General features: G+C 64.2%; 21 protein-coding genes. 1 reads left to right on the plus strand and 20 read right to left on the minus strand.

The genetic code is table 11. The features are described 5' to 3' along the window. Position 1 precedes the first annotated feature (1 nt). The 5 genes from ISP20_RS03350 to ISP20_RS03370 form a co-directional block, all read right to left on the minus strand. Positions 2-649, minus strand: coding sequence for a LolA-related protein (locus tag ISP20_RS03350; RefSeq protein WP_239535292.1), 648 nt, complete (start codon positions 647-649; stop codon positions 2-4). After that, complete coding sequence (locus ISP20_RS03355) at positions 573-1,526, minus strand: lysophospholipid acyltransferase family protein (protein WP_204634662.1); 954 nt, start codon at positions 1,524-1,526, stop codon at positions 573-575. The genes ISP20_RS03350 and ISP20_RS03355 overlap by 77 nt, the downstream gene beginning before the upstream one ends. Next, positions 1,523-1,822, minus strand: a complete 300-nt coding sequence (locus ISP20_RS03360; RefSeq protein ID WP_204634663.1) for an ApeI family dehydratase — start codon at positions 1,820-1,822, stop codon at positions 1,523-1,525. Before ISP20_RS03360 ends, ISP20_RS03355 begins: the two co-directional genes overlap by 4 nt. Next, positions 1,819-2,541: a COG4648 family protein gene (locus ISP20_RS03365; protein WP_239535294.1), complete on the minus strand. Its 723-nt coding sequence runs from the start codon at positions 2,539-2,541 to the stop codon at positions 1,819-1,821. Before ISP20_RS03365 ends, ISP20_RS03360 begins: the two co-directional genes overlap by 4 nt. Positions 2,542-2,620: 79 nt before the next feature. Then, positions 2,621-2,890 (minus strand): phosphopantetheine-binding protein, encoded by a 270-nt coding sequence (locus tag ISP20_RS03370; protein ID WP_046971235.1) that lies wholly within the window; start codon positions 2,888-2,890, stop codon positions 2,621-2,623. A 92-nt stretch (positions 2,891-2,982) separates the two neighbouring features. Between ISP20_RS03370 and ISP20_RS03375 the strand changes: the two genes are divergently transcribed. Beyond that, a complete protein-coding gene (locus tag ISP20_RS03375) occupies positions 2,983-3,969 on the plus strand; it encodes a chorismate transformation FkbO/Hyg5 family protein (protein WP_204634664.1) in 987 nt (328 codons plus the stop codon). Here the strand turns inward: ISP20_RS03375 and ISP20_RS03380 are convergent, their stop codons facing one another. From ISP20_RS03380 to queD, 15 genes are all read right to left on the minus strand, one after another. Then, entirely contained in the window at positions 3,970-4,764 is a 795-nt protein-coding gene (locus ISP20_RS03380) for a DUF4850 domain-containing protein (protein WP_204634665.1), read from the minus strand. A 125-nt stretch (positions 4,765-4,889) separates the two neighbouring features. Further along, positions 4,890-5,435 (minus strand): hypothetical protein, encoded by a 546-nt coding sequence (locus tag ISP20_RS03385; protein WP_204634666.1) that lies wholly within the window; start codon positions 5,433-5,435, stop codon positions 4,890-4,892. A gap of 56 nt (positions 5,436-5,491) precedes the next feature. Then, positions 5,492-6,865 carry a bifunctional UDP-N-acetylglucosamine diphosphorylase/glucosamine-1-phosphate N-acetyltransferase GlmU gene (gene glmU, locus ISP20_RS03390; RefSeq protein ID WP_204634667.1) on the minus strand — a complete coding sequence of 458 codons (1,374 nt, stop codon included), beginning with the start codon at positions 6,863-6,865 and terminating at the stop codon, positions 5,492-5,494. Between the two features lie 83 nt (positions 6,866-6,948). Then, positions 6,949-7,506 (minus strand): energy transducer TonB, encoded by a 558-nt coding sequence (locus ISP20_RS03395; RefSeq protein ID WP_239535296.1) that lies wholly within the window; start codon positions 7,504-7,506, stop codon positions 6,949-6,951. 88 nt (positions 7,507-7,594) lie between these two features. Beyond that, on the minus strand, positions 7,595-8,020 hold the full coding sequence (locus ISP20_RS03400; protein ID WP_204634668.1) for a F0F1 ATP synthase subunit epsilon: 426 nt from the start codon (positions 8,018-8,020) through the stop codon (positions 7,595-7,597). 128 nt (positions 8,021-8,148) lie between these two features. Continuing rightward, a complete protein-coding gene (atpD, locus tag ISP20_RS03405; RefSeq protein ID WP_204634669.1) occupies positions 8,149-9,561 on the minus strand; it encodes a F0F1 ATP synthase subunit beta in 1,413 nt (470 codons plus the stop codon). Between the two features lie 183 nt (positions 9,562-9,744). Beyond that, the gene (atpG, locus tag ISP20_RS03410; RefSeq protein ID WP_204634670.1) at positions 9,745-10,671 is read right to left on the minus strand and encodes a F0F1 ATP synthase subunit gamma; all 927 of its coding nucleotides are present in this window, start codon (positions 10,669-10,671) and stop codon (positions 9,745-9,747) included. A gap of 90 nt (positions 10,672-10,761) precedes the next feature. Next, the gene (gene atpA, locus ISP20_RS03415) at positions 10,762-12,312 is read right to left on the minus strand and encodes a F0F1 ATP synthase subunit alpha (RefSeq protein WP_046971227.1); all 1,551 of its coding nucleotides are present in this window, start codon (positions 12,310-12,312) and stop codon (positions 10,762-10,764) included. Positions 12,313-12,455: 143 nt separating this feature from the next. Next, complete coding sequence (locus ISP20_RS03420) at positions 12,456-12,989, minus strand: F0F1 ATP synthase subunit delta (RefSeq protein WP_204634671.1); 534 nt, start codon at positions 12,987-12,989, stop codon at positions 12,456-12,458. Positions 12,990-12,992: 3 nt separating this feature from the next. Further along, a complete protein-coding gene (locus ISP20_RS03425) occupies positions 12,993-13,463 on the minus strand; it encodes a F0F1 ATP synthase subunit B (protein ID WP_204634672.1) in 471 nt (156 codons plus the stop codon). Between the two features lie 109 nt (positions 13,464-13,572). Next, positions 13,573-13,839 carry a F0F1 ATP synthase subunit C gene (atpE, locus tag ISP20_RS03430; RefSeq protein WP_204634673.1) on the minus strand — a complete coding sequence of 89 codons (267 nt, stop codon included), beginning with the start codon at positions 13,837-13,839 and terminating at the stop codon, positions 13,573-13,575. 74 nt (positions 13,840-13,913) lie between these two features. Then, the gene (atpB, locus tag ISP20_RS03435; protein WP_204634674.1) at positions 13,914-14,747 is read right to left on the minus strand and encodes a F0F1 ATP synthase subunit A; all 834 of its coding nucleotides are present in this window, start codon (positions 14,745-14,747) and stop codon (positions 13,914-13,916) included. Positions 14,748-14,750: 3 nt separating this feature from the next. After that, complete coding sequence (locus ISP20_RS03440) at positions 14,751-15,170, minus strand: hypothetical protein (protein WP_338030959.1); 420 nt, start codon at positions 15,168-15,170, stop codon at positions 14,751-14,753. A 202-nt stretch (positions 15,171-15,372) separates the two neighbouring features. Next, positions 15,373-15,774, minus strand: coding sequence for a phasin family protein (locus ISP20_RS03445; protein WP_204634675.1), 402 nt, complete (start codon positions 15,772-15,774; stop codon positions 15,373-15,375). Positions 15,775-15,926: 152 nt separating this feature from the next. Beyond that, entirely contained in the window at positions 15,927-16,289 is a 363-nt protein-coding gene (gene queD / locus ISP20_RS03450) for a 6-carboxytetrahydropterin synthase QueD (protein ID WP_204634676.1), read from the minus strand. Positions 16,290-16,362 lie beyond the last annotated feature (73 nt).

The following is a 16,362-nucleotide window of genomic DNA, read 5'->3' on the forward strand; positions in this document are numbered from 1 at the left end:
TTCAACCGCCCTGGCAAAGAGCGGCTAGCGCGTCCCGCGTGGGCGTCGCCGGCATCTTGGCGGCATACGCGCCGAGCAGGTCGATGGCGACGTCGCCATCGGCTTCCTGCATGCGCATGCAGTGCGGTTCGTTGCCGCTGCCGTCGATGTCGATGCGGCTCACCGTCTGCGCGAGTTTCGCGTCGCGCGGGGTCAAAGTCAGCGTCCAGTGATCGGCGCCATCGGCGCTGTGCTGCACGGTGAAGGCCTGCTCGAGGCGCGATGCATCGCCGCCCAGCAACGCCACGAAGCTGTCGAGCAGCAGCTGCAACTGCGGCGCGCGCTTGAGCGAAAAGCTTCGCGACGAACGGCCTTCGCGCTGCTGTGTCACTTCGCCGTCGCCGATGGTCGACACTTCGCGCGTGGGATGTTCCACCGTGCGCTCGAGCTTGTCGCCACCCAGCCAGGCAAGCTGTCCGGACACGACCAGCGGCTTGTCCAGCATCTTCATGAAGCGCGCTTCGGCAAAAGGCGTGCGCGCCGGAGCAGGGCGCCCCAGCGAGGCGACCAGGGCGCGCGCGGTCGCCGCGTCTTCAGGCGCCGACGCGTTCGCGCACAGCGACAGCATCAGGCCGCACAGCAGTGTCCACGTCTTGCTGCCAGAAGTCATAGAAGTTGAACCAGTTGTAGGGAGCGACGTGGATATAGTGTTCCACGCGACGGGCGAAGCGGGCGATCACCGCGTCCAGTGCCTGGGCGCGATCCTGGCGCGGAATCTCGATGCGTTCCGCGAACGGCTCGAAGATCAGGCGATAGCGGTTGCCGCCTTCGTACAGACCAAAGCACAACACCACCGGCACGCGCAGGCTGTGCGCGAGCAGCCAGGGGCCGACCGGGAACGGCGCAGGCTCGCCGAGGAAGGCGGTACGGCGCAGCACTTCGTGTTCGCGCCCGCGGTCGGCCAGCAACGCCACCATCGCGCCCTGTTGGCAGGCTTCGGCCATGGCGAGCGTGATCGACGGGCCGCCCTTGGAGGCATCGATGACGCTGTTGCCGACATCCGGCGCCAGCGATTCGAGCAGCTGGGTCATCGCCGGTGTCTTCTGCTTGTCCAGCACCACCCGCAGGCGCGTGTCGGGGCGACGCGAACTGAGCGCGCGCAAGGCCTCGAAACTACCTTGATGCGTGCCCAGCAGGAGCACGCCTTGCCCCTGCGCGAAGCTGGCTTCGAGCTCTTCGAGGCCTTCGACGGTGACATCGAAATCCTTCTCGCCACGCGCGAGCAGGAACACGCGATCGAGCAGCGTCGCCGCAAAGCAGTGGATATGTTTCATCACATGCCAGGGCGTGACCGGCTTGTCGAGCACGCGTTCGAGAAAACGACGCGAGGCTTCGCGCTCGGGTCCGCGGCGCAGATAGAAGTACAGCGTGACGGGATACAGGATCAGGCGGCCCAACGGACGGCCGCCGTACAACGCGATGCTGCGAATCAGCCACAGCGCAAAACGCCCGCCGCCCTCTGGCCGACTCTGCCAGTGCTCAGTCATGTCGTTCCCTCGATGGAACCGCGCGCGAGCAGATCGTCCCCTCGACGAATCTCGAAACGCACGCGGCCGTTTGCTTCGGTCAGCGCGACCTGCGCCTGCTGCTCCGGCAACAGCGGCGCCACGAACTTGGCCTCCAGCACGCGTGCCAGTCGTTCGCCGCGCCAGTCGCGCAGCGCCAGGGCGACTTGTTCGAGCAGGATCACGCCGGGCACCAGCGGCGAGCCGGGAAAGTGTCCGGGCAGGCTCGGGTGATCCGCGCCCACGCGAAATTCTCGCTGGAAAGCCTGGTGATTCATCGCGATGCCGGATCCTCGCCGCGCACCAGCGCCGGCCAGCGTGCCGCCAGGCCCATCGCAAGTTCATGCAGGCGAAGGTGATGCACATGCCGCAGATGCCAACGGCGGAACGCGTTTTCCAGCAGGAAGGCGCTGGCGATCAACACATAGCCGCCCACATGCACGTACGACTGCGCCAGTCCTGCATGCACCGGCCACGGCGAGGCCAGGCCGAGCGAGCTGAGCAGGCCGCCCGGCTCCGCGCACAGCAGCAGCACGGCCAGCACCAGCGCCTGCGCCGCCGTAAGCAGCGCCCAGAACCAGGTGAGGTGGCGTGCATAAGGCGCGATGCCCGGCATGGTCAATCGTTCGGGTCCTTCCAGCGCCTCGATGAAACGGGCGATCAGCGGCGTGCGGCCTGCGCGCAGGGTGCGGCCGAACAACCACGACAGCAACGCGTTGACGGCAATCGGCACGCATTCCAGCAACAGGCCGACCATGCCGTGCAGCCACAGCCACGCCATCCCCGCCAGGGTGCCGGTCCAGACCAGCCACGGCGTGAGGCGACGCGTCGCCAGCGCGGGAATCATCAATACCGTGAGCAGCAACGCGCACGCCGCCAGCGAGAAGCCCTGGCGATGGGTCAGCACACCGGCCATGGCCAGCACCGGGTAGCCGAACATCAGCGGCATCCAGCGCCGCGACGTCGATTTCGGTGAAGCTGGATGGAAGGACGACATGGGTGGCTCAGCCTGCGTGACAACGGGACGGCACGACGTCAAGTCTGCCGCGTGCGCAATGCATCATGCCCGATGTTGGTTAAACGGCACGCTGCCGTTCAATGTGCTCGGAGAGCGTGCGCAGGCTGGTGAAGATCTTGCGATTCTCGGGATTGTCCGAGCGCAGCTGGAAGCCGTAGCGCTTGGACACCGCCAAGGCAATTTCCAGGGCGTCGATGGAGTCCAGGCCCAGATCGCCGCCGAAAAGCGGTGCATCAGGGTCAATCTGGTCCGCCGTGACGGTTTCCAGGTTGAGGCTGTCCACGATCAACGTGGCCAGTTCATGTTGTGCGGTGCTCTGCTCGGCCATGCCGTTTCCGTACCTGAATTCTTGCGTCTCTCCCCCAGAGCCGCAGGCCGGCCAGTGTAACATAGCGTCCCAGTTTCTCCGGTTGGATGCCCATGGTTCAGGGTTGTGAAAACGTAAGGCCTGCGCTGCACCGCGCGCCGCAGGTGTCCTACCGGTGGGTCGACCCGGAGACGGTGTTGCAGGAAGCAGGCACGCTGGCCGTGTTCGGCTTCGGTACGGGTGCCGCGCGCCATGCCGATCCGCGCTGGCTCAACGTCGACCTGGAAGATTTCGACGCGCCCACGCCGCTGGAGATCTGGCAGGTCGATGGCCCGGTGACGCACGGGCGCCTGGGCGAACTGCAATGGGCGAGCGGCGATGGCTGGCTGTTCGCGGCGATCACCGTTGACGAGCACACCCACGGCGGCCCGCGCGCAACGGCGGCGACGGCTTACGACCAGCTCTGCGCGTTCGTGGCCGCGCGCCGCGAATGCCACGTACAGCGCATCTGGAACTACCTGGCGGACATCAACCAGGGCGAAGGCGATACGGAACGCTACAAGCAGTTCTGCGAAGGCCGCGCCGAAGGCATGGGCAACTTCTTCGCGGAAGGCTTTCCTGCCGCGACCGCCATCGGACATCACGCCAGCACGCCACGCCTGCAGGTTTACCTGCTGGCCTGCGACGAACCCGGCGGGCGGGTGGAGAATCCCCGCCAGGTCAGCGCCTGGCGCTATCCGCGGCAATACGGCCGTACGCCGCCCAGCTTTGCCCGGGCGATGACGCTGCCGGGTCAGGACGCGCTGGCGATTTCCGGTACCGCTGCCGTGGTCGGCCATGCCTCCGCCCACCAGGACGATCTGCTCGCGCAGCTGGACGAAACGCTGGTGAACCTCGAGACCTTGCTGGCCAGCGCCAACATGCCGGCCGGTTTCGACACGCAGTCGCCGCTCAAGGCCTACGTACGGCATCCGACCGATGCGCCACTTGTGCGCGACTTCCTGCAAAGCCGCCTGCCCGGCGTGCCGGTACTGCTGCTGCACGGCGACATCTGCCGCAGCGAACTGTTGGTGGAAATCGACGGCTGGCGTTACGCCTGATCAGCCCGACCAGCCTTGCGGCGACTGGCAGGCATGAAACGTCTGCCGGAAGCCGTTCACCATGAAGTCGGCCAGCGCGGACTTCGACGCTGGCAGCGCGGCGTAGACATCGGCCAGCGCAAGGTCGCCCTTGCCTGTTTCCAGCGCAGAAACGGGCACACTGCTGAGCACCGCGGCGTGCACGGTCAAGCCGTTGGCGCGATAACGGAACAACGCGGTGCAATCGTCCGGACGCGACTGCCAGCTCATCACCGGATTGGTCTGTCCTAGCAGTACCGGCGAGGCATCATGCCGCGAGGCCAGTTGCTCGCCCGCGTTCGGCAGCAGGCCGTCCGCCTCCTGCAGCAGGCATTCTTCGCAGGCCGGTATCACCGAGTAGGTTACCCACCCAGATGCCGCACCCTCGGGCGCGACAAAGGTGTAGCGCGCATTGGCGTCGGCACCGATGGCTGCCCGCTGCAGGCGCCAACCCGTCGGCACGGCCATCCAGCCGGCCACGCCGCCATAGAACCACTGCACCGCATCCTTGCCGGGTGGCGTGGCGGCGGGCAGAGGCGACAAGTCAGCCAGCTGGGGCCTGGTCCAATCGCCCAGGCCACCGTGCACGTCGACCAGGGTGACGCTGGCGCCGCCAAAGGCGACCGTGCGCAGCGCGTAGTCCGTACCAGCCGCCGACGCTCCCTCTGGCACGGCAGGCAGCTCACGCACTCCTTCACCAGCGCGCGTCCGCGAACCGAACATGCTCAACACGGCCACGAAGGCCACCAAGACAACGCCACGGCATCGAATGCGCATACGCCCGCCCCTGTCTTCTGTGCAAGAACGCAGCTTATACAGGCAGATCGGGCCGATGCGAATCGAACGAAAGTCGTGTGGCGCAGCCCCGTCCCACTGGCCTTTGCACAGGCGGAAATGGCGCGCTAGCGTGAAGCGACCTTCGCGTAGGCACGGTCCACCTGTCCGATAAAACTGCGCACGCCGGCATCGATGTATGGGTTGGCCGATCCCTGCGATGCATCGATGATCTGACGGTCCTTGTATGACCCGCTCTTGAGCAGGCGGCCCGTCACCGCATCGAACACATGGATCGTCGCGGTGTAACTGATCTCCGGCTTCATGCTGCCCCCGCCCAGGGGGTTATCCGGTGCCGAAAGATCCGGTGCGTAGCGCAGCGTCACGCGATAGGGCAGGTTCCGTTCGGCGGCGGGCGAGGGCCTGGCCGCGAATGCTTCGTTCTCCGGCGGCACCGCATCCAGCGTCACATGGCGCGCTTCGGCCCAGCGGTCGAAGGCGTTTTCCACGATGGCGCAATTCACCGTCTTGCTGACGCAGGCAAGGTAGGCATGGAAGCGCGGCGCACCATCGGCATCGAACAACGACACCGTGCCCGCATCGCCGGGGGCGCTGGCGCATCCATGCAACAACAGCGTACCGAGGAAAACGGCCAGGGCTTTTGCTCTGTGCATACGTTTGACGCTCCTGTCGGACGGTCACTGCCATGCGCCGCGTTCCAGCGCAGCTTCTATTTGTTCTTCTGCGGTCGCTTCCACCCGTGCAAGGTCACCTGCTTGGCACGTGCGAGGGTGAGTTCGCCGTCGGGCGCGTCCTTGCCAATCACCGAACCGGCGCCGATCGTCGCATCCATGCCCACCGTCACCGGTGCGACCAGGGCGCTGTTGGAACCGATGAAGGCGCGGTCGCCAATGACGGTGAGGTGTTTGTTGGCACCGTCGTAATTGCAGGTGATGGTGCCGGCGCCGATGTTCACGCCGCTGCCGATCACGGTATCGCCGAGATAGCTCAGGTGATTGGCCTTGCTGCCCTCGCCGAGGCTCGCTTTCTTGGTCTCGACGAAATTGCCGATGTGCACGCCCGCCGCCAGCTCCGTGCCCGGCCGCAGGCGCGCGAACGGACCGATGGTGCACGGACCGTGCGTGACCACGCCTTCCAGGTCGCAATGGGCCTGCACCACGGTGCCGGCCGCCAGCGAGACATCCTTCAAACGCGTGAACGCACCGATCTGCACGTCGTCGCCCAGGGTGACATGGCCTTCGAGGATCACGTCGATGTCGATCTCGACATCCATGCCGGCGCTGACCTTGCCGCGCACGTCGATGCGCAACGGATCGGCGATGCGCACGCCATCGAGCGCCAACGCCTTGGCCGCGCGCGAGCGGTACTGCGCCTCGAGTTCGGCCAGTTGCCATGGATTGTTGGCGCCGGCCGCTTCGTATTCGTCATCGCATTCCACGCAGGCGGCGGCGCGATTTTCTTCCGCGGCCATGGCGAAGATGTCGGTGAGGTAGTACTCGCCCTGGGCGTTGTTGCGATCGAGTTTGGACGTCCATCGCTTCAGCGCGACCGCGTCGGCGGCGACGATTCCCGTGTTGATCAGGTTGATCGCACGCTGCGAGTCGTCGGCGTCCTTCTCCTCCACCACGGCACGCACGAAGCAGTTGCCGTCGCGCAACACGCGGCCATAGCCGGTGGGGTTGGCCACGCGCGTGGCCAGCAGGCTTACCGTGCCTTCGGCCTGCACCAGCTTCTCCAGCGTCTGCGCACGGGTCAGCGGCACGTCGCCATACAGCACCAGCACGGTCACGTTGTCCGGCACGTCCAGCAAGGCTTCGCGCACCGCGTGGCCGGTGCCGAGACGCTGCGATTGCAGTACCCAGCGCAGATCGTCCTGGCCGTCGAACGCCGCGCGCACCTGCTCGCCGCAGTGCCCGTACACCAGATGGATCGCCTGCGGCCGCAAGGCGCGCGCCGCTTCCAGCACATGCGCAAGCAACGGCCGCCCGGCCAGCGGCATCAGCACCTTGGCCTTCTTCGACTTCATGCGCTTGCCCTCGCCGGCGGCGAGAACGATGACGTGCAGTGGCGTGGTCTTGAGCATGGGACGGACCTGTTTTCGACTAGCGGCGGAGCATAACAGCCGGTGCACGCGGCCCCAGGGGCCTGATGATGTAGACCGTATGGCTATGGTGTGGCACGGGGCGACACGCCGGCGTCGGTGACCGGCTTGCCGTCTTTCCAGGCGAAGCGGAACACGTAGTCCAGGCTGAAAGGACGTGCCTCGCTGCTGACTTCGTGCGTGTTGCCGTTGGCGTCGGACGCCCACTGATTGATGCGCAAGGGCTCGAACGTCCACTGCATGGCGGCGGCGCGCACAGCATCATCGAAGAGCCTGGTGTGCGCATCCGCGCGCTCTTCGTCGGCGATGCGCACCTCGGCCACTTTGCCTTCTTCGTTGACCACCAGGCGTGCCTCCACTTCCTCCGGCGGCAATCGCTGGTCGAGCAATGCGTCGGGGTAGACCGGTGCCGGGTGATGCGAGGGAACGGCACCGGTCGAGACCTGGCCCAGGGCAAGCTGGTAGTGCTGCAGATCGTCCTTCTGCGCAGCGCGATAGGAGGTGTCGCCCTCGACGGCCGGCTTGGCCGGAACGGTCGGCGGAACGCTGGCACAGCCAGCCAGCGCGATGCCGAGGCTCGCTGGCAACCATTTCCATCCACCGCGCTGACGCCTCGTACCCATGCTGTTGCCCCCTTGCTGTTTGCCTCAGCATAAACAAAAACGCCGACCCAGGGCCGGCGTTCTGCGGGGTGCTGCCCGGGCAGTTCGCTCAGTGCTTGAGCGTCTTGCGCAGACGCTCCAACGCCTGCAGCTGGGTGATGGCCTCGGCCAGCTTGGCCTGCGCCTCGGCGATCTCGACCGCGTCGGTACGATTGGCCAGGGCGTCTTCCGCTTCCTGCTTGGCGCGCTGGGCGGCCGCTTCGTCCAGGTCGGAGGCGCGTGCGGCGGTATCGGCCAGCACGGTGACGACCTGCGGCTGCACTTCCAGGATGCCGCCGGACACCCAGAACTGCTGACGCTCGCCATTGGCCAGCACCACGTCCACGTGGCCGGGCTTCAGGCGGGTGATCAGCGGCGCATGGCGGGGCGCAATGCCCAGTTCGCCCATCTCGCCGGTGGCGACCACGAGCTGCGCGTCGCCGGAGAAGATCTCGGCTTCGGCGCTGACGATGTCGACACGGAGGGTATGACTCATGGTTTTCTCGCTACGCTCGAGTAAAGGGGGAGTGGTGAATGGTGAATGGGGAGAGCAGGCGCGCTAGCGCACTGTGCAGTTGCTATTCCCTATTCACCCTTCACTCTTCTCTATTTCCCAGAGGCCGCTTAGGCGGCCTTCTTGGCGCCCATTTCCTCGGCCTTCTTGATGGCCTCGTCGATGCCGCCGACCATGTAGAACGCCTGCTCCGGCAGGTGGTCCACGTCGCCGTCCACGATCATCTTGAAGCCGCGGATGGTTTCCTTCAGCGGCACGTACTTGCCCGGCGAGCCGGTGAACACTTCGGCCACGTGGAACGGCTGCGAGAAGAAGCGCTCGATCTTGCGGGCGCGCGACACGGCCTGCTTGTCGTCTTCCGAGAGCTCGTCCATGCCCAGGATCGCGATGATGTCCTTGAGCTCCTTGTAGCGCTGCAGCGTGCCCTGCACGCGGCGGGCCACGTCGTAGTGCTCGGCACCCACGATATCCGGATCGAGCTGGCGGCTGGTCGAGTCCAGCGGATCGACGGCCGGGTAGATACCCAGCGAGGCGATGTTACGACTCAGCACCACGGTCGCATCAAGGTGAGCAAAGGTAGTCGCCGGCGACGGATCGGTAAGGTCATCCGCGGGCACGTACACGGCCTGGATGGAGGTGATCGAACCGGTCTTGGTCGAGGTGATGCGCTCCTGCAGCACGCCCATTTCCGCGGCCAGCGTCGGCTGGTAACCCACGGCGGACGGCATGCGGCCGAGCAATGCGGACACTTCGGTACCGGCCAGCGTGTAGCGGTAGATGTTGTCCACGAACAGCAGCACGTCCTTGCCCTTGCCCGAGGCGTCCTTCTCGTCGCGGAAGTACTCGGCCATGGTCAGGCCGGTCAGCGCCACGCGCAGACGGTTGCCCGGCGGCTCGTTCATCTGGCCGTAGACCATGGCCACCTTGTCGAGCACGTTGGAGTCTTTCATCTCGTGGTAGAAGTCGTTGCCCTCGCGGGTACGCTCGCCCACGCCGGCGAACACGGACAGACCCGAGTGCGCCTTGGCGATGTTATTGATGAGTTCCATCATGTTCACGGTCTTGCCGACGCCGGCGCCGCCGAACAGGCCGACCTTGCCGCCCTTGGCGAACGGGCACACCAGGTCGATCACCTTGATACCGGTTTCCAGCAGGTCGTTCGAGGTGGCCTGGTCGTCGTAGCTCGGCGCTTCGCGATGGATGACCCAACGATCCTGCTCGCCGATCGGGCCGGCTTCGTCGATGGGATTGCCGAGCACGTCCATGATGCGGCCCAGCGTGGCCTTGCCGACCGGCACCTTGATGCCTTCGCCGGTGTTGCGCGCCACGAGGCCGCGCTTGAGGCCGTCGGTGGAACCGAGGGCAATCGTACGGACGATGCCGTCACCCAGCACCTGCTGGACTTCCAGCGTGATGTCGGTGCCGTCGACTTTCAGCGCGTCGTAAACCTGCGGCACCTGATCGCGTGCGAATTCCACGTCGATGACCGCGCCGATGATCTGTACAACTTTGCCCTGACTCATGGATGTGCTCCGGATGGATCTTTTAGGTTCGTTACAAGCGCCGCTAGTGCGTCGCTCTTAGTTTAAAAGTGCTGCCATGGATGGCAGCTTTTTGATCTTCGCGATCATGGATGATCGCTTTAACTACTCGCGGCCATGGATGGCCGCTTTTTGATCTGCTCTTGCAGGCAGGGATGCCTGCACTTATACAGCCGCGGCACCACCAACAATCTCGGAAATTTCCTGCGTGATCGCCGCCTGACGCGCCTTGTTGTAAATCAGCGTCAGTTCGCCGATCACCTTGTTGGCGTTGTCCGATGCGCTCTTCATCGCGACCATGCGCGCGGCATGCTCGCTGGCAAGGTTTTCCAGCACGCCCTGGTACACCACCGACTCGATGTAACGACCCAGCACATGCTCGAGCACGGTGGCGGCATCGGGTTCGTAGATGTAATCCCAGTCGTGCTTCTGCTCGAGCTTGAGGCCGGCCACCGGGAAATCCGGCGAGTTCGGCTTGCCTTCGCCGCTGACCATTTCCTGTGCCACCACCGGCAGCGGAAGCAGCGCGTGGACCGCCGGCTTCTGCGTCATGGTGTTGATGAAATCGTTGTGGGCGAGGAACACGCGATCGAGCTTGCCTTCGGTGTAGGCATCGAGCATGACCTTGATCACGCCGATCAGACTTTCCACCTTCGGCTTCTCACCCAGGTGGGTGACGCTGCCGATCAGGTTCACGCCCTTGATGCGACGGAAGAACTGCGTTGCCTTCTGGCCGACGGCAACGACGTCGATCTCCGCGCCCTTGTCCTGCCACTCGCGAATGATCGGCAGCAGGCGACGGAACAGGTTCGAGTTCAAGCCGCCGCACAGACCGCGGTCGGTGCTGACGACGAGAAAACCGACGCGCTGCACCTTCTCGCGCTCCAGCAGGAACGGATGGCTGAAATCGGTGCTGGCCTGGGCCACGTGCGCGATCACCTTGCGCATGGCACGCGCATAGGGACGCGACGCCTTCATCAGATCCTGCGCCTTGCGGATCTTCGAGGCCGAGACCATCTCGAGCGCGCGCGTCACCTTGCGCATGTTCTGCGTGCTCTTGATCTTGGTTTTGATTTCGCGTCCGCTTGCCACGTTTGCCTCAACCTATCTGGGTTAGTGCGATCCCGGTCGGTCGACCGGAGTGCGGTACGGCCGTCTGGACGGCCGTACACCCTTAACTGCTTACCAGCTGCCGGTCTTCTTGTACTCGTCGAGCGAGGACTTGAAGGTGGCTTCGATGTCGTTGTTCCAGTCACCGGTGGCGACGATCTTCTTCATCAGCTCGCCGTGGTTCTGGTGCATGAAGGCGTGCAGGCCCTTCTCGAACGGCAGCACCTTGTTGACCGGCAGGTCGTCGAGGTAGCCCTTCTCGGCGGCGTACACCGACAGCGCGAGTTCGGCGATCGAGAGCGGCGAGTACTGCGCCTGCTTCATCAGCTCGGTCACGCGCTGGCCGCGATCCAGCTGGGCGCGGGTGGCCGGGTCCAGGTCCGAGGCGAACTGCGCGAACGCAGCCAGCTCGCGGAACTGCGCCAGGGCCAGCTTCACGCCGCCGGACAGCTTCTTGACGATCTTGGTCTGGGCAGCGCCACCGACGCGCGACACCGAAATACCGGCGTTCACGGCCGGGCGGATGCCGGCGTTGAACAGGTCGGTTTCCAGGAAGATCTGGCCGTCGGTGATCGAGATCACGTTGGTCGGCACGAACGCGGACACGTCACCGGCCTGCGTTTCGATGATCGGCAGCGCGGTCAGCGAACCGGTCTTGCCCTTCACTTCGCCGTTGGTGAACTTCTCGACGTACTCCTCGGAGACGCGAGCCGCACGCTCGAGCAGGCGCGAGTGCAAATAGAACACGTCGCCCGGGTAGGCTTCGCGGCCCGGCGGGCGCTTGAGCAGCAGCGAGATCTGGCGGTAGGCCACAGCCTGCTTGGACAGATCGTCATAGATGATCAGCGCGTCTTCGCCGCGGTCGCGGAAGTACTCGCCCATGGCGCAACCCGAATACGGCGCGATGTACTGCAGCGCAGCCGACTCGGAAGCGGAAGCCACCACCACGATGGTGTTGGCCAGCGCGCCGTTCTCTTCGAGCTTGCGCACCACGTTGGCGATCGACGAACGCTTCTGGCCAATGGCCACGTAGATGCACTTAATGCCGGAGTCTTTCTGGTTGATGATCGCGTCGATGGCCAGCGCGGTCTTGCCGGTCTGGCGGTCGCCGATGATCAGCTCGCGCTGGCCACGGCCGATCGGGATCATCGAGTCGACGGACTTGTAGCCGGTCTGCACCGGCTGGTCGACCGACTTGCGCCAGATCACGCCCGGCGCGACCTTTTCGATGGCCGAGCTGGTCTTGGCGTTCAGCGGGCCCTTGCCGTCGATCGGGTTGCCCAGCGAATCGACCACGCGACCCAGCAGCTCCGGACCGGTCGGCACTTCGAGGATGCGGCCGGTGGTCTTGGCGGTGTCGCCTTCGCGCAGGTGCTGGTATTCGCCCAGCACCACGGCGCCCACCGAGTCACGCTCGAGGTTCAGCGCCAGCGCATAGGAGTTGCCCGGCAGTTCGATCATTTCGCCCTGCATCACGTCGGCCAGGCCGTGGATGCGCACGATGCCGTCGGACACGCTGATGATGGTGCCTTCGTTACGTGCTTCCGCGCCGAGCTTGAACTGCTCGATGCGGGTCTTGATCAGTTCGCTGATCTCGGACGGGTTCAAGGTGGAGCTGGACATGGGTCGATATCCTGAGATTTGAGTCTTTTTTGAAGAGCCCGCCGATGCTGGCGTGACACTTCGCGAAACGGACTTCGCTTTAAATTCATTGTCCGGCCATGGATGGCCGGTCTTGCTGTTCGCGACACGAAGTCGCGTGAAACTTAAGCCGTCAGCGCGCGGGTCATGCGCGCCAGACGACCGCGGGCCGAACCGTCGATCACTTCGCTGCCGGTATCGATCACCACGCCACCGAGCAGCGAGGCATCGACCTGGGTTTCCAGTTCGATCTCGCGCTTGAAGCGACGCTTGAGCGATGCCTTCAGCTGGTCAGCCTGGGCGGCATCCAGAGCGAACGCACTGGTCACCTTCACCAACAGCTGCGACTCGGATTCGCGCTTGTACTGCTCGAACAGCGCGGCGATTTCCGGCAGCAGCGCCATGCGACGGTGCTCGGCCAGCTCACCCAGGAAACGGGCAAACGGCGCGTCGGCAGCCATGCCCTGCGGCAGGTGCAACGCGACCAGCTGGTCCGCCGTCACGCGCGGATCGTTGCCGAAACCGGCCACGCGCGGGTCCTTCGCCACTTCCGCGGCAAAGGCCAGCGCCTGCGACCATGCGCCGAGCGAGCCGGCCCCATGGGCCAGCTCGAAGGCAGCACGCGCGTACGGACGGGCGAGGGTGATTGCCTGGGTCATGACTTAGATCTCGGCCACGAGCTGGTCGAGCATCGCCTTGTGGGCGCTGGCATCGACTTCGCGCTGCACGATCTTCTCCGCGCCCTGGACCGCCAGACGGCCGACCCAGCCACGCAGTTCTTCGCGCGCACGCTGCTGCATGCTGACGATTTCCTCGGCAGCGGCGGCCTTCAGGCGCGTGGCCTCGGTCACGGCTTCGGCGCGAGCCTTGTCCACGATCTGGTTGGCCTGGCTCTGGGCACGCTCGATGATCTCGTTGGCCTGCGCACGAGCCTGCTTGATTTCGACGGCCACCTTGGCGTCGGCGTCCTTCAGTTCGGCGCGCGCCTTTTCAGCGGCGGCCAGACCATCGGCAACCTTCTTCTGGCGCTCCTCAATCGCGTGATTGAGCTGCGGCCAGATGAACTTGGTGGTGAACCAGACCAGGATGGCGAAAGAAACCATCTGGCCCAGGAAAGTCAGATTGATATCCATGAGCTTTCCAAATACTCCCGAACACGTTGAAGTTGACGTGAAGCCGCGGCGTTAAATCGCCGCGGCGCCACATAACCCGCTCCGATTGGCCTCGCGGCCTAACGAAGGCTTAGTGCGGCAGGGCGCTGATCAGCGGATTCGAGAAGGCGAACAGCAGTGCCACGGCCAGGCCGATGATGAACGCAGCGTCGATCAGGCCGGCGAGCAGGAACATGCGGCCCTGCAGCAGCGGCACCAGCTCCGGCTGACGGGCAGCGGACTCGAGGAACTTGGAACCCATGATGGCGATACCCAAGCAAGCGCCCAGAGCGCCGAGGCCGATGATGATGCCGATGGCAATGGCGGTCAGGCCCTGCACGTGTGCGATGAGTTCCATGGTGTTCTCCTGTGAATCGATAACGGGTTGGTTAGAACAAGCAAGATGAAGCGAAACTTGAAACGAAGCGAAACTTAGTGATGCTCACGCGCGGTCGCGATGTACACGATCGTCAGCATCATGAAGATGAACGCCTGCAGCAGGATGATCAGGATGTGGAAGATCGCCCACACCGAGTTGAACAGCACGCCTGGCAGGAAGCTGATCCAGCCCGCGAACAGGCCCGCGATCAGCATGAAGACCAACTCACCGCCATACATGTTGCCGAACAGTCGCATGGCGAGCGACACCGGCTTAGACAGGTATTCGATCACGTTGAGCGCGAGGTTGAACGGCATCAGGATGATCTTGACCGCCACGTTGTCCGCATGGAACGGCGCCGTGATCAGTTCCCAGCCGAAACCGCCCACGCCCTTGGCCTTCATGCCGTGCGCCAGCACGATGAAGAACACGGCCAGGGCCAGGCCCATGGTGGTGTTGATGTCGGCGGTGGGCACCCAGCGGAAGAAGGTGTGATGCGCGACTTCGGCGCCAGCGACGGCCTTCACGCCCCAGCCGGGCGCATCCAGCGGCAACAAGTCCATCGTGTTCAGGAACACGACCCACATGAAGATCGACAGCGCCAGCGGGGTCACCGTGCGGCGGTCGCCGTGGAAGGTGTCCTTCACCTGGGTGTCGACGAACTCCACGATGATCTCGACGAAGGCCTGGCCCTTGGACGGCACGCCCGAGGTCGCCTTGCGGGCCTTCAGCCAGAACCACAGGCAGAACAGGGCACCCAGCACGAAGGACACGACGAGCGAGTCGACGTGGATCTTCATGAAGTCGCCGTCACCCAGACTCACCGTGTAGTGGTGAAGGTGATGCTGGATGTACTCAGTTAGTCCGCCCTGCGGCTCGCTTGCCATGTGTTAGCCCTTGAATCTGAACGCCAGCAGATTTATTGCGTAAGCAGCCACCAGCCCCGTGATGGCAGCTAGTGGCGGTAATTTCCATTGACCCAGGATCGCGATCAGCCCTCCGAAGATCACGATCCACTTCAGGATCAAACCTGACAACACGTGCCACATGGCCGTGCCTCCGCCACCCAATCCCTTGAAGGAGCGCCACGCCAGCAGCGCGGAACCCAGCGCCACCAGGGCGGCGCCTGCAGTGGCCGCCAGCGCTTCGCGGGGCCCCTGCATCAGGAAGGTGAGACCGACGGCCACCGCCACGGCCAGCTGCAGCAAAATAATGCGCAGTGCCAGACGACGACCGGAAGCAAGACTGTTGATCACGTGATGTTCCCGCGCGGCTTCGCTCAAGGCGGCACCGAACCAGCTGCGGGCCACGGTCCAATCCCAAAAAGTATATCAGCGAGGCATTTACAGCGACAAGTCGCGCCCGGCGCGACATCTTGTCCAGAGGCCGATCCGTTCACATAAAACGACGGAGTCGCGAGAAATTGCGCATAGAAAAAGGGCCGGACAACCGTCCGGCCCTTTGACGCAACTGGGGGGAAGAAACGCTGCGCCGATAAGCGGTCTTACTTGATTACTTGCTCGAAGCGGCAGCAGCGGCCTTCTTGACGGCAGCGACCGGAGCGGCCACGGCGTCATTGGCAGCAAGCTGCTGTTCCTGCACGAGCGCGCTGAGCGACTCGGCGGTCTTCTGCGTCACGGCGATGATTTCCTGGGTCACGGAGACGGCGCGCTCGGCGTTTTCACGACCGGCGGCAGCCGCCTTTTCCCACAGCACGCGAAAACCATCGATATCGCGGGTTTCGAGGGCGCCGCTGAAGAAATCGGCCGCAGCTTCGGACTGCTTTTCCAGTGCGCGGATCTGCAGTTCGGCGACCTGCTCCAGGCCCTTGAAAGCCACGGACTGTGCCTTGAAAGCGCTGTCGGCCAGCTGCTTGGCGTAGGCAAAAACCTGGGAATTCAGTTGCTGCGTCATGACTTGGTCCCTCGACGGGATGGGGGTAGTGAGACGTACCTTACCAAGTCGTTTTGTGCAATGCAATATATTTTCGCTGAACGGAATCGCATGTCATCAAAAATTCAAGATTACCAAGCGATTACGCGAGCACGATGACTTATTGCGACGCGTCAAAAACTGTCACGGCTACAACTTGCCCCGGAGGTGCAAGTTTCATGCACGACCACTTTGTCCAGTCCGGGCAACGACGGCGCCAAGCGCTGGAAGATCCAGCGCGACAGCATCTCGCTGGTGGGATTCTCCAAGCCCTCGATATCGTTGAGGTAATGGTGATCCAGCTGATCGAACAGCGGCGCGAAGGCCGTTTTGACGTCGGCGAAGTCCATCACCCAGCCCAGGGTAGGGTCGGGCTCTCCCTCCACATGGATCTCGATGCGGAAGGAATGACCGTGCAGGCGCGCGCACTTGTGGCCCGGCGGCACGTTCGGAAGGCGGTGGGCCGCTTCGATATGGAATTCTTTGAAGATATGCATCCGCGTATTCTAGCGCGTCGCCCTTGCGGCCTCCTCCACGTCGTTTTTTGAGGCGTCACCAAGCGAGCTTGAA

This window comes from Dyella kyungheensis, assembly GCF_016905005.1.
In the GTDB taxonomy this organism is placed as follows: Bacteria; Pseudomonadota; Gammaproteobacteria; order Xanthomonadales; family Rhodanobacteraceae; genus Dyella; species Dyella kyungheensis.

Bases quoted from the DNA above. Each gene is read 5' to 3' on its own strand.
- ISP20_RS03350 (WP_239535292.1), bottom strand. From the start codon at position 649: ATGACTTCTGGCAGCAAGACGTGGACACTGCTGTGCGGCCTGATGCTG.
- ISP20_RS03355 (WP_204634662.1), bottom strand. From the start codon at position 1,526: ATGACTGAGCACTGGCAGAGTCGGCCAGAGGGCGGCGGGCGTTTTGCG.
- ISP20_RS03360 (WP_204634663.1), bottom strand. From the start codon at position 1,822: ATGAATCACCAGGCTTTCCAGCGAGAATTTCGCGTGGGCGCGGATCAC.
- ISP20_RS03365 (WP_239535294.1), bottom strand. From the start codon at position 2,541: ATGTCGTCCTTCCATCCAGCTTCACCGAAATCGACGTCGCGGCGCTGG.
- ISP20_RS03370 (WP_046971235.1), bottom strand. From the start codon at position 2,890: ATGGCCGAGCAGAGCACCGCACAACATGAACTGGCCACGTTGATCGTG.
- ISP20_RS03375 (WP_204634664.1), top strand. From the start codon at position 2,983: ATGGTTCAGGGTTGTGAAAACGTAAGGCCTGCGCTGCACCGCGCGCCG.
- ISP20_RS03380 (WP_204634665.1), bottom strand. From the start codon at position 4,764: ATGCGCATTCGATGCCGTGGCGTTGTCTTGGTGGCCTTCGTGGCCGTG.
- ISP20_RS03385 (WP_204634666.1), bottom strand. From the start codon at position 5,435: ATGCACAGAGCAAAAGCCCTGGCCGTTTTCCTCGGTACGCTGTTGTTG.
- glmU (WP_204634667.1), bottom strand. From the start codon at position 6,865: ATGCTCAAGACCACGCCACTGCACGTCATCGTTCTCGCCGCCGGCGAG.
- ISP20_RS03395 (WP_239535296.1), bottom strand. From the start codon at position 7,506: ATGGGTACGAGGCGTCAGCGCGGTGGATGGAAATGGTTGCCAGCGAGC.
- ISP20_RS03400 (WP_204634668.1), bottom strand. From the start codon at position 8,020: ATGAGTCATACCCTCCGTGTCGACATCGTCAGCGCCGAAGCCGAGATC.
- atpD (WP_204634669.1), bottom strand. From the start codon at position 9,561: ATGAGTCAGGGCAAAGTTGTACAGATCATCGGCGCGGTCATCGACGTG.
- atpA (WP_046971227.1), bottom strand. From the start codon at position 12,312: ATGTCCAGCTCCACCTTGAACCCGTCCGAGATCAGCGAACTGATCAAG.
- ISP20_RS03420 (WP_204634671.1), bottom strand. From the start codon at position 12,989: ATGACCCAGGCAATCACCCTCGCCCGTCCGTACGCGCGTGCTGCCTTC.
- ISP20_RS03425 (WP_204634672.1), bottom strand. From the start codon at position 13,463: ATGGATATCAATCTGACTTTCCTGGGCCAGATGGTTTCTTTCGCCATC.
- atpE (WP_204634673.1), bottom strand. From the start codon at position 13,839: ATGGAACTCATCGCACACGTGCAGGGCCTGACCGCCATTGCCATCGGC.
- atpB (WP_204634674.1), bottom strand. From the start codon at position 14,747: ATGGCAAGCGAGCCGCAGGGCGGACTAACTGAGTACATCCAGCATCAC.
- ISP20_RS03445 (WP_204634675.1), bottom strand. From the start codon at position 15,774: ATGACGCAGCAACTGAATTCCCAGGTTTTTGCCTACGCCAAGCAGCTG.
- queD (WP_204634676.1), bottom strand. From the start codon at position 16,289: ATGCATATCTTCAAAGAATTCCATATCGAAGCGGCCCACCGCCTTCCG.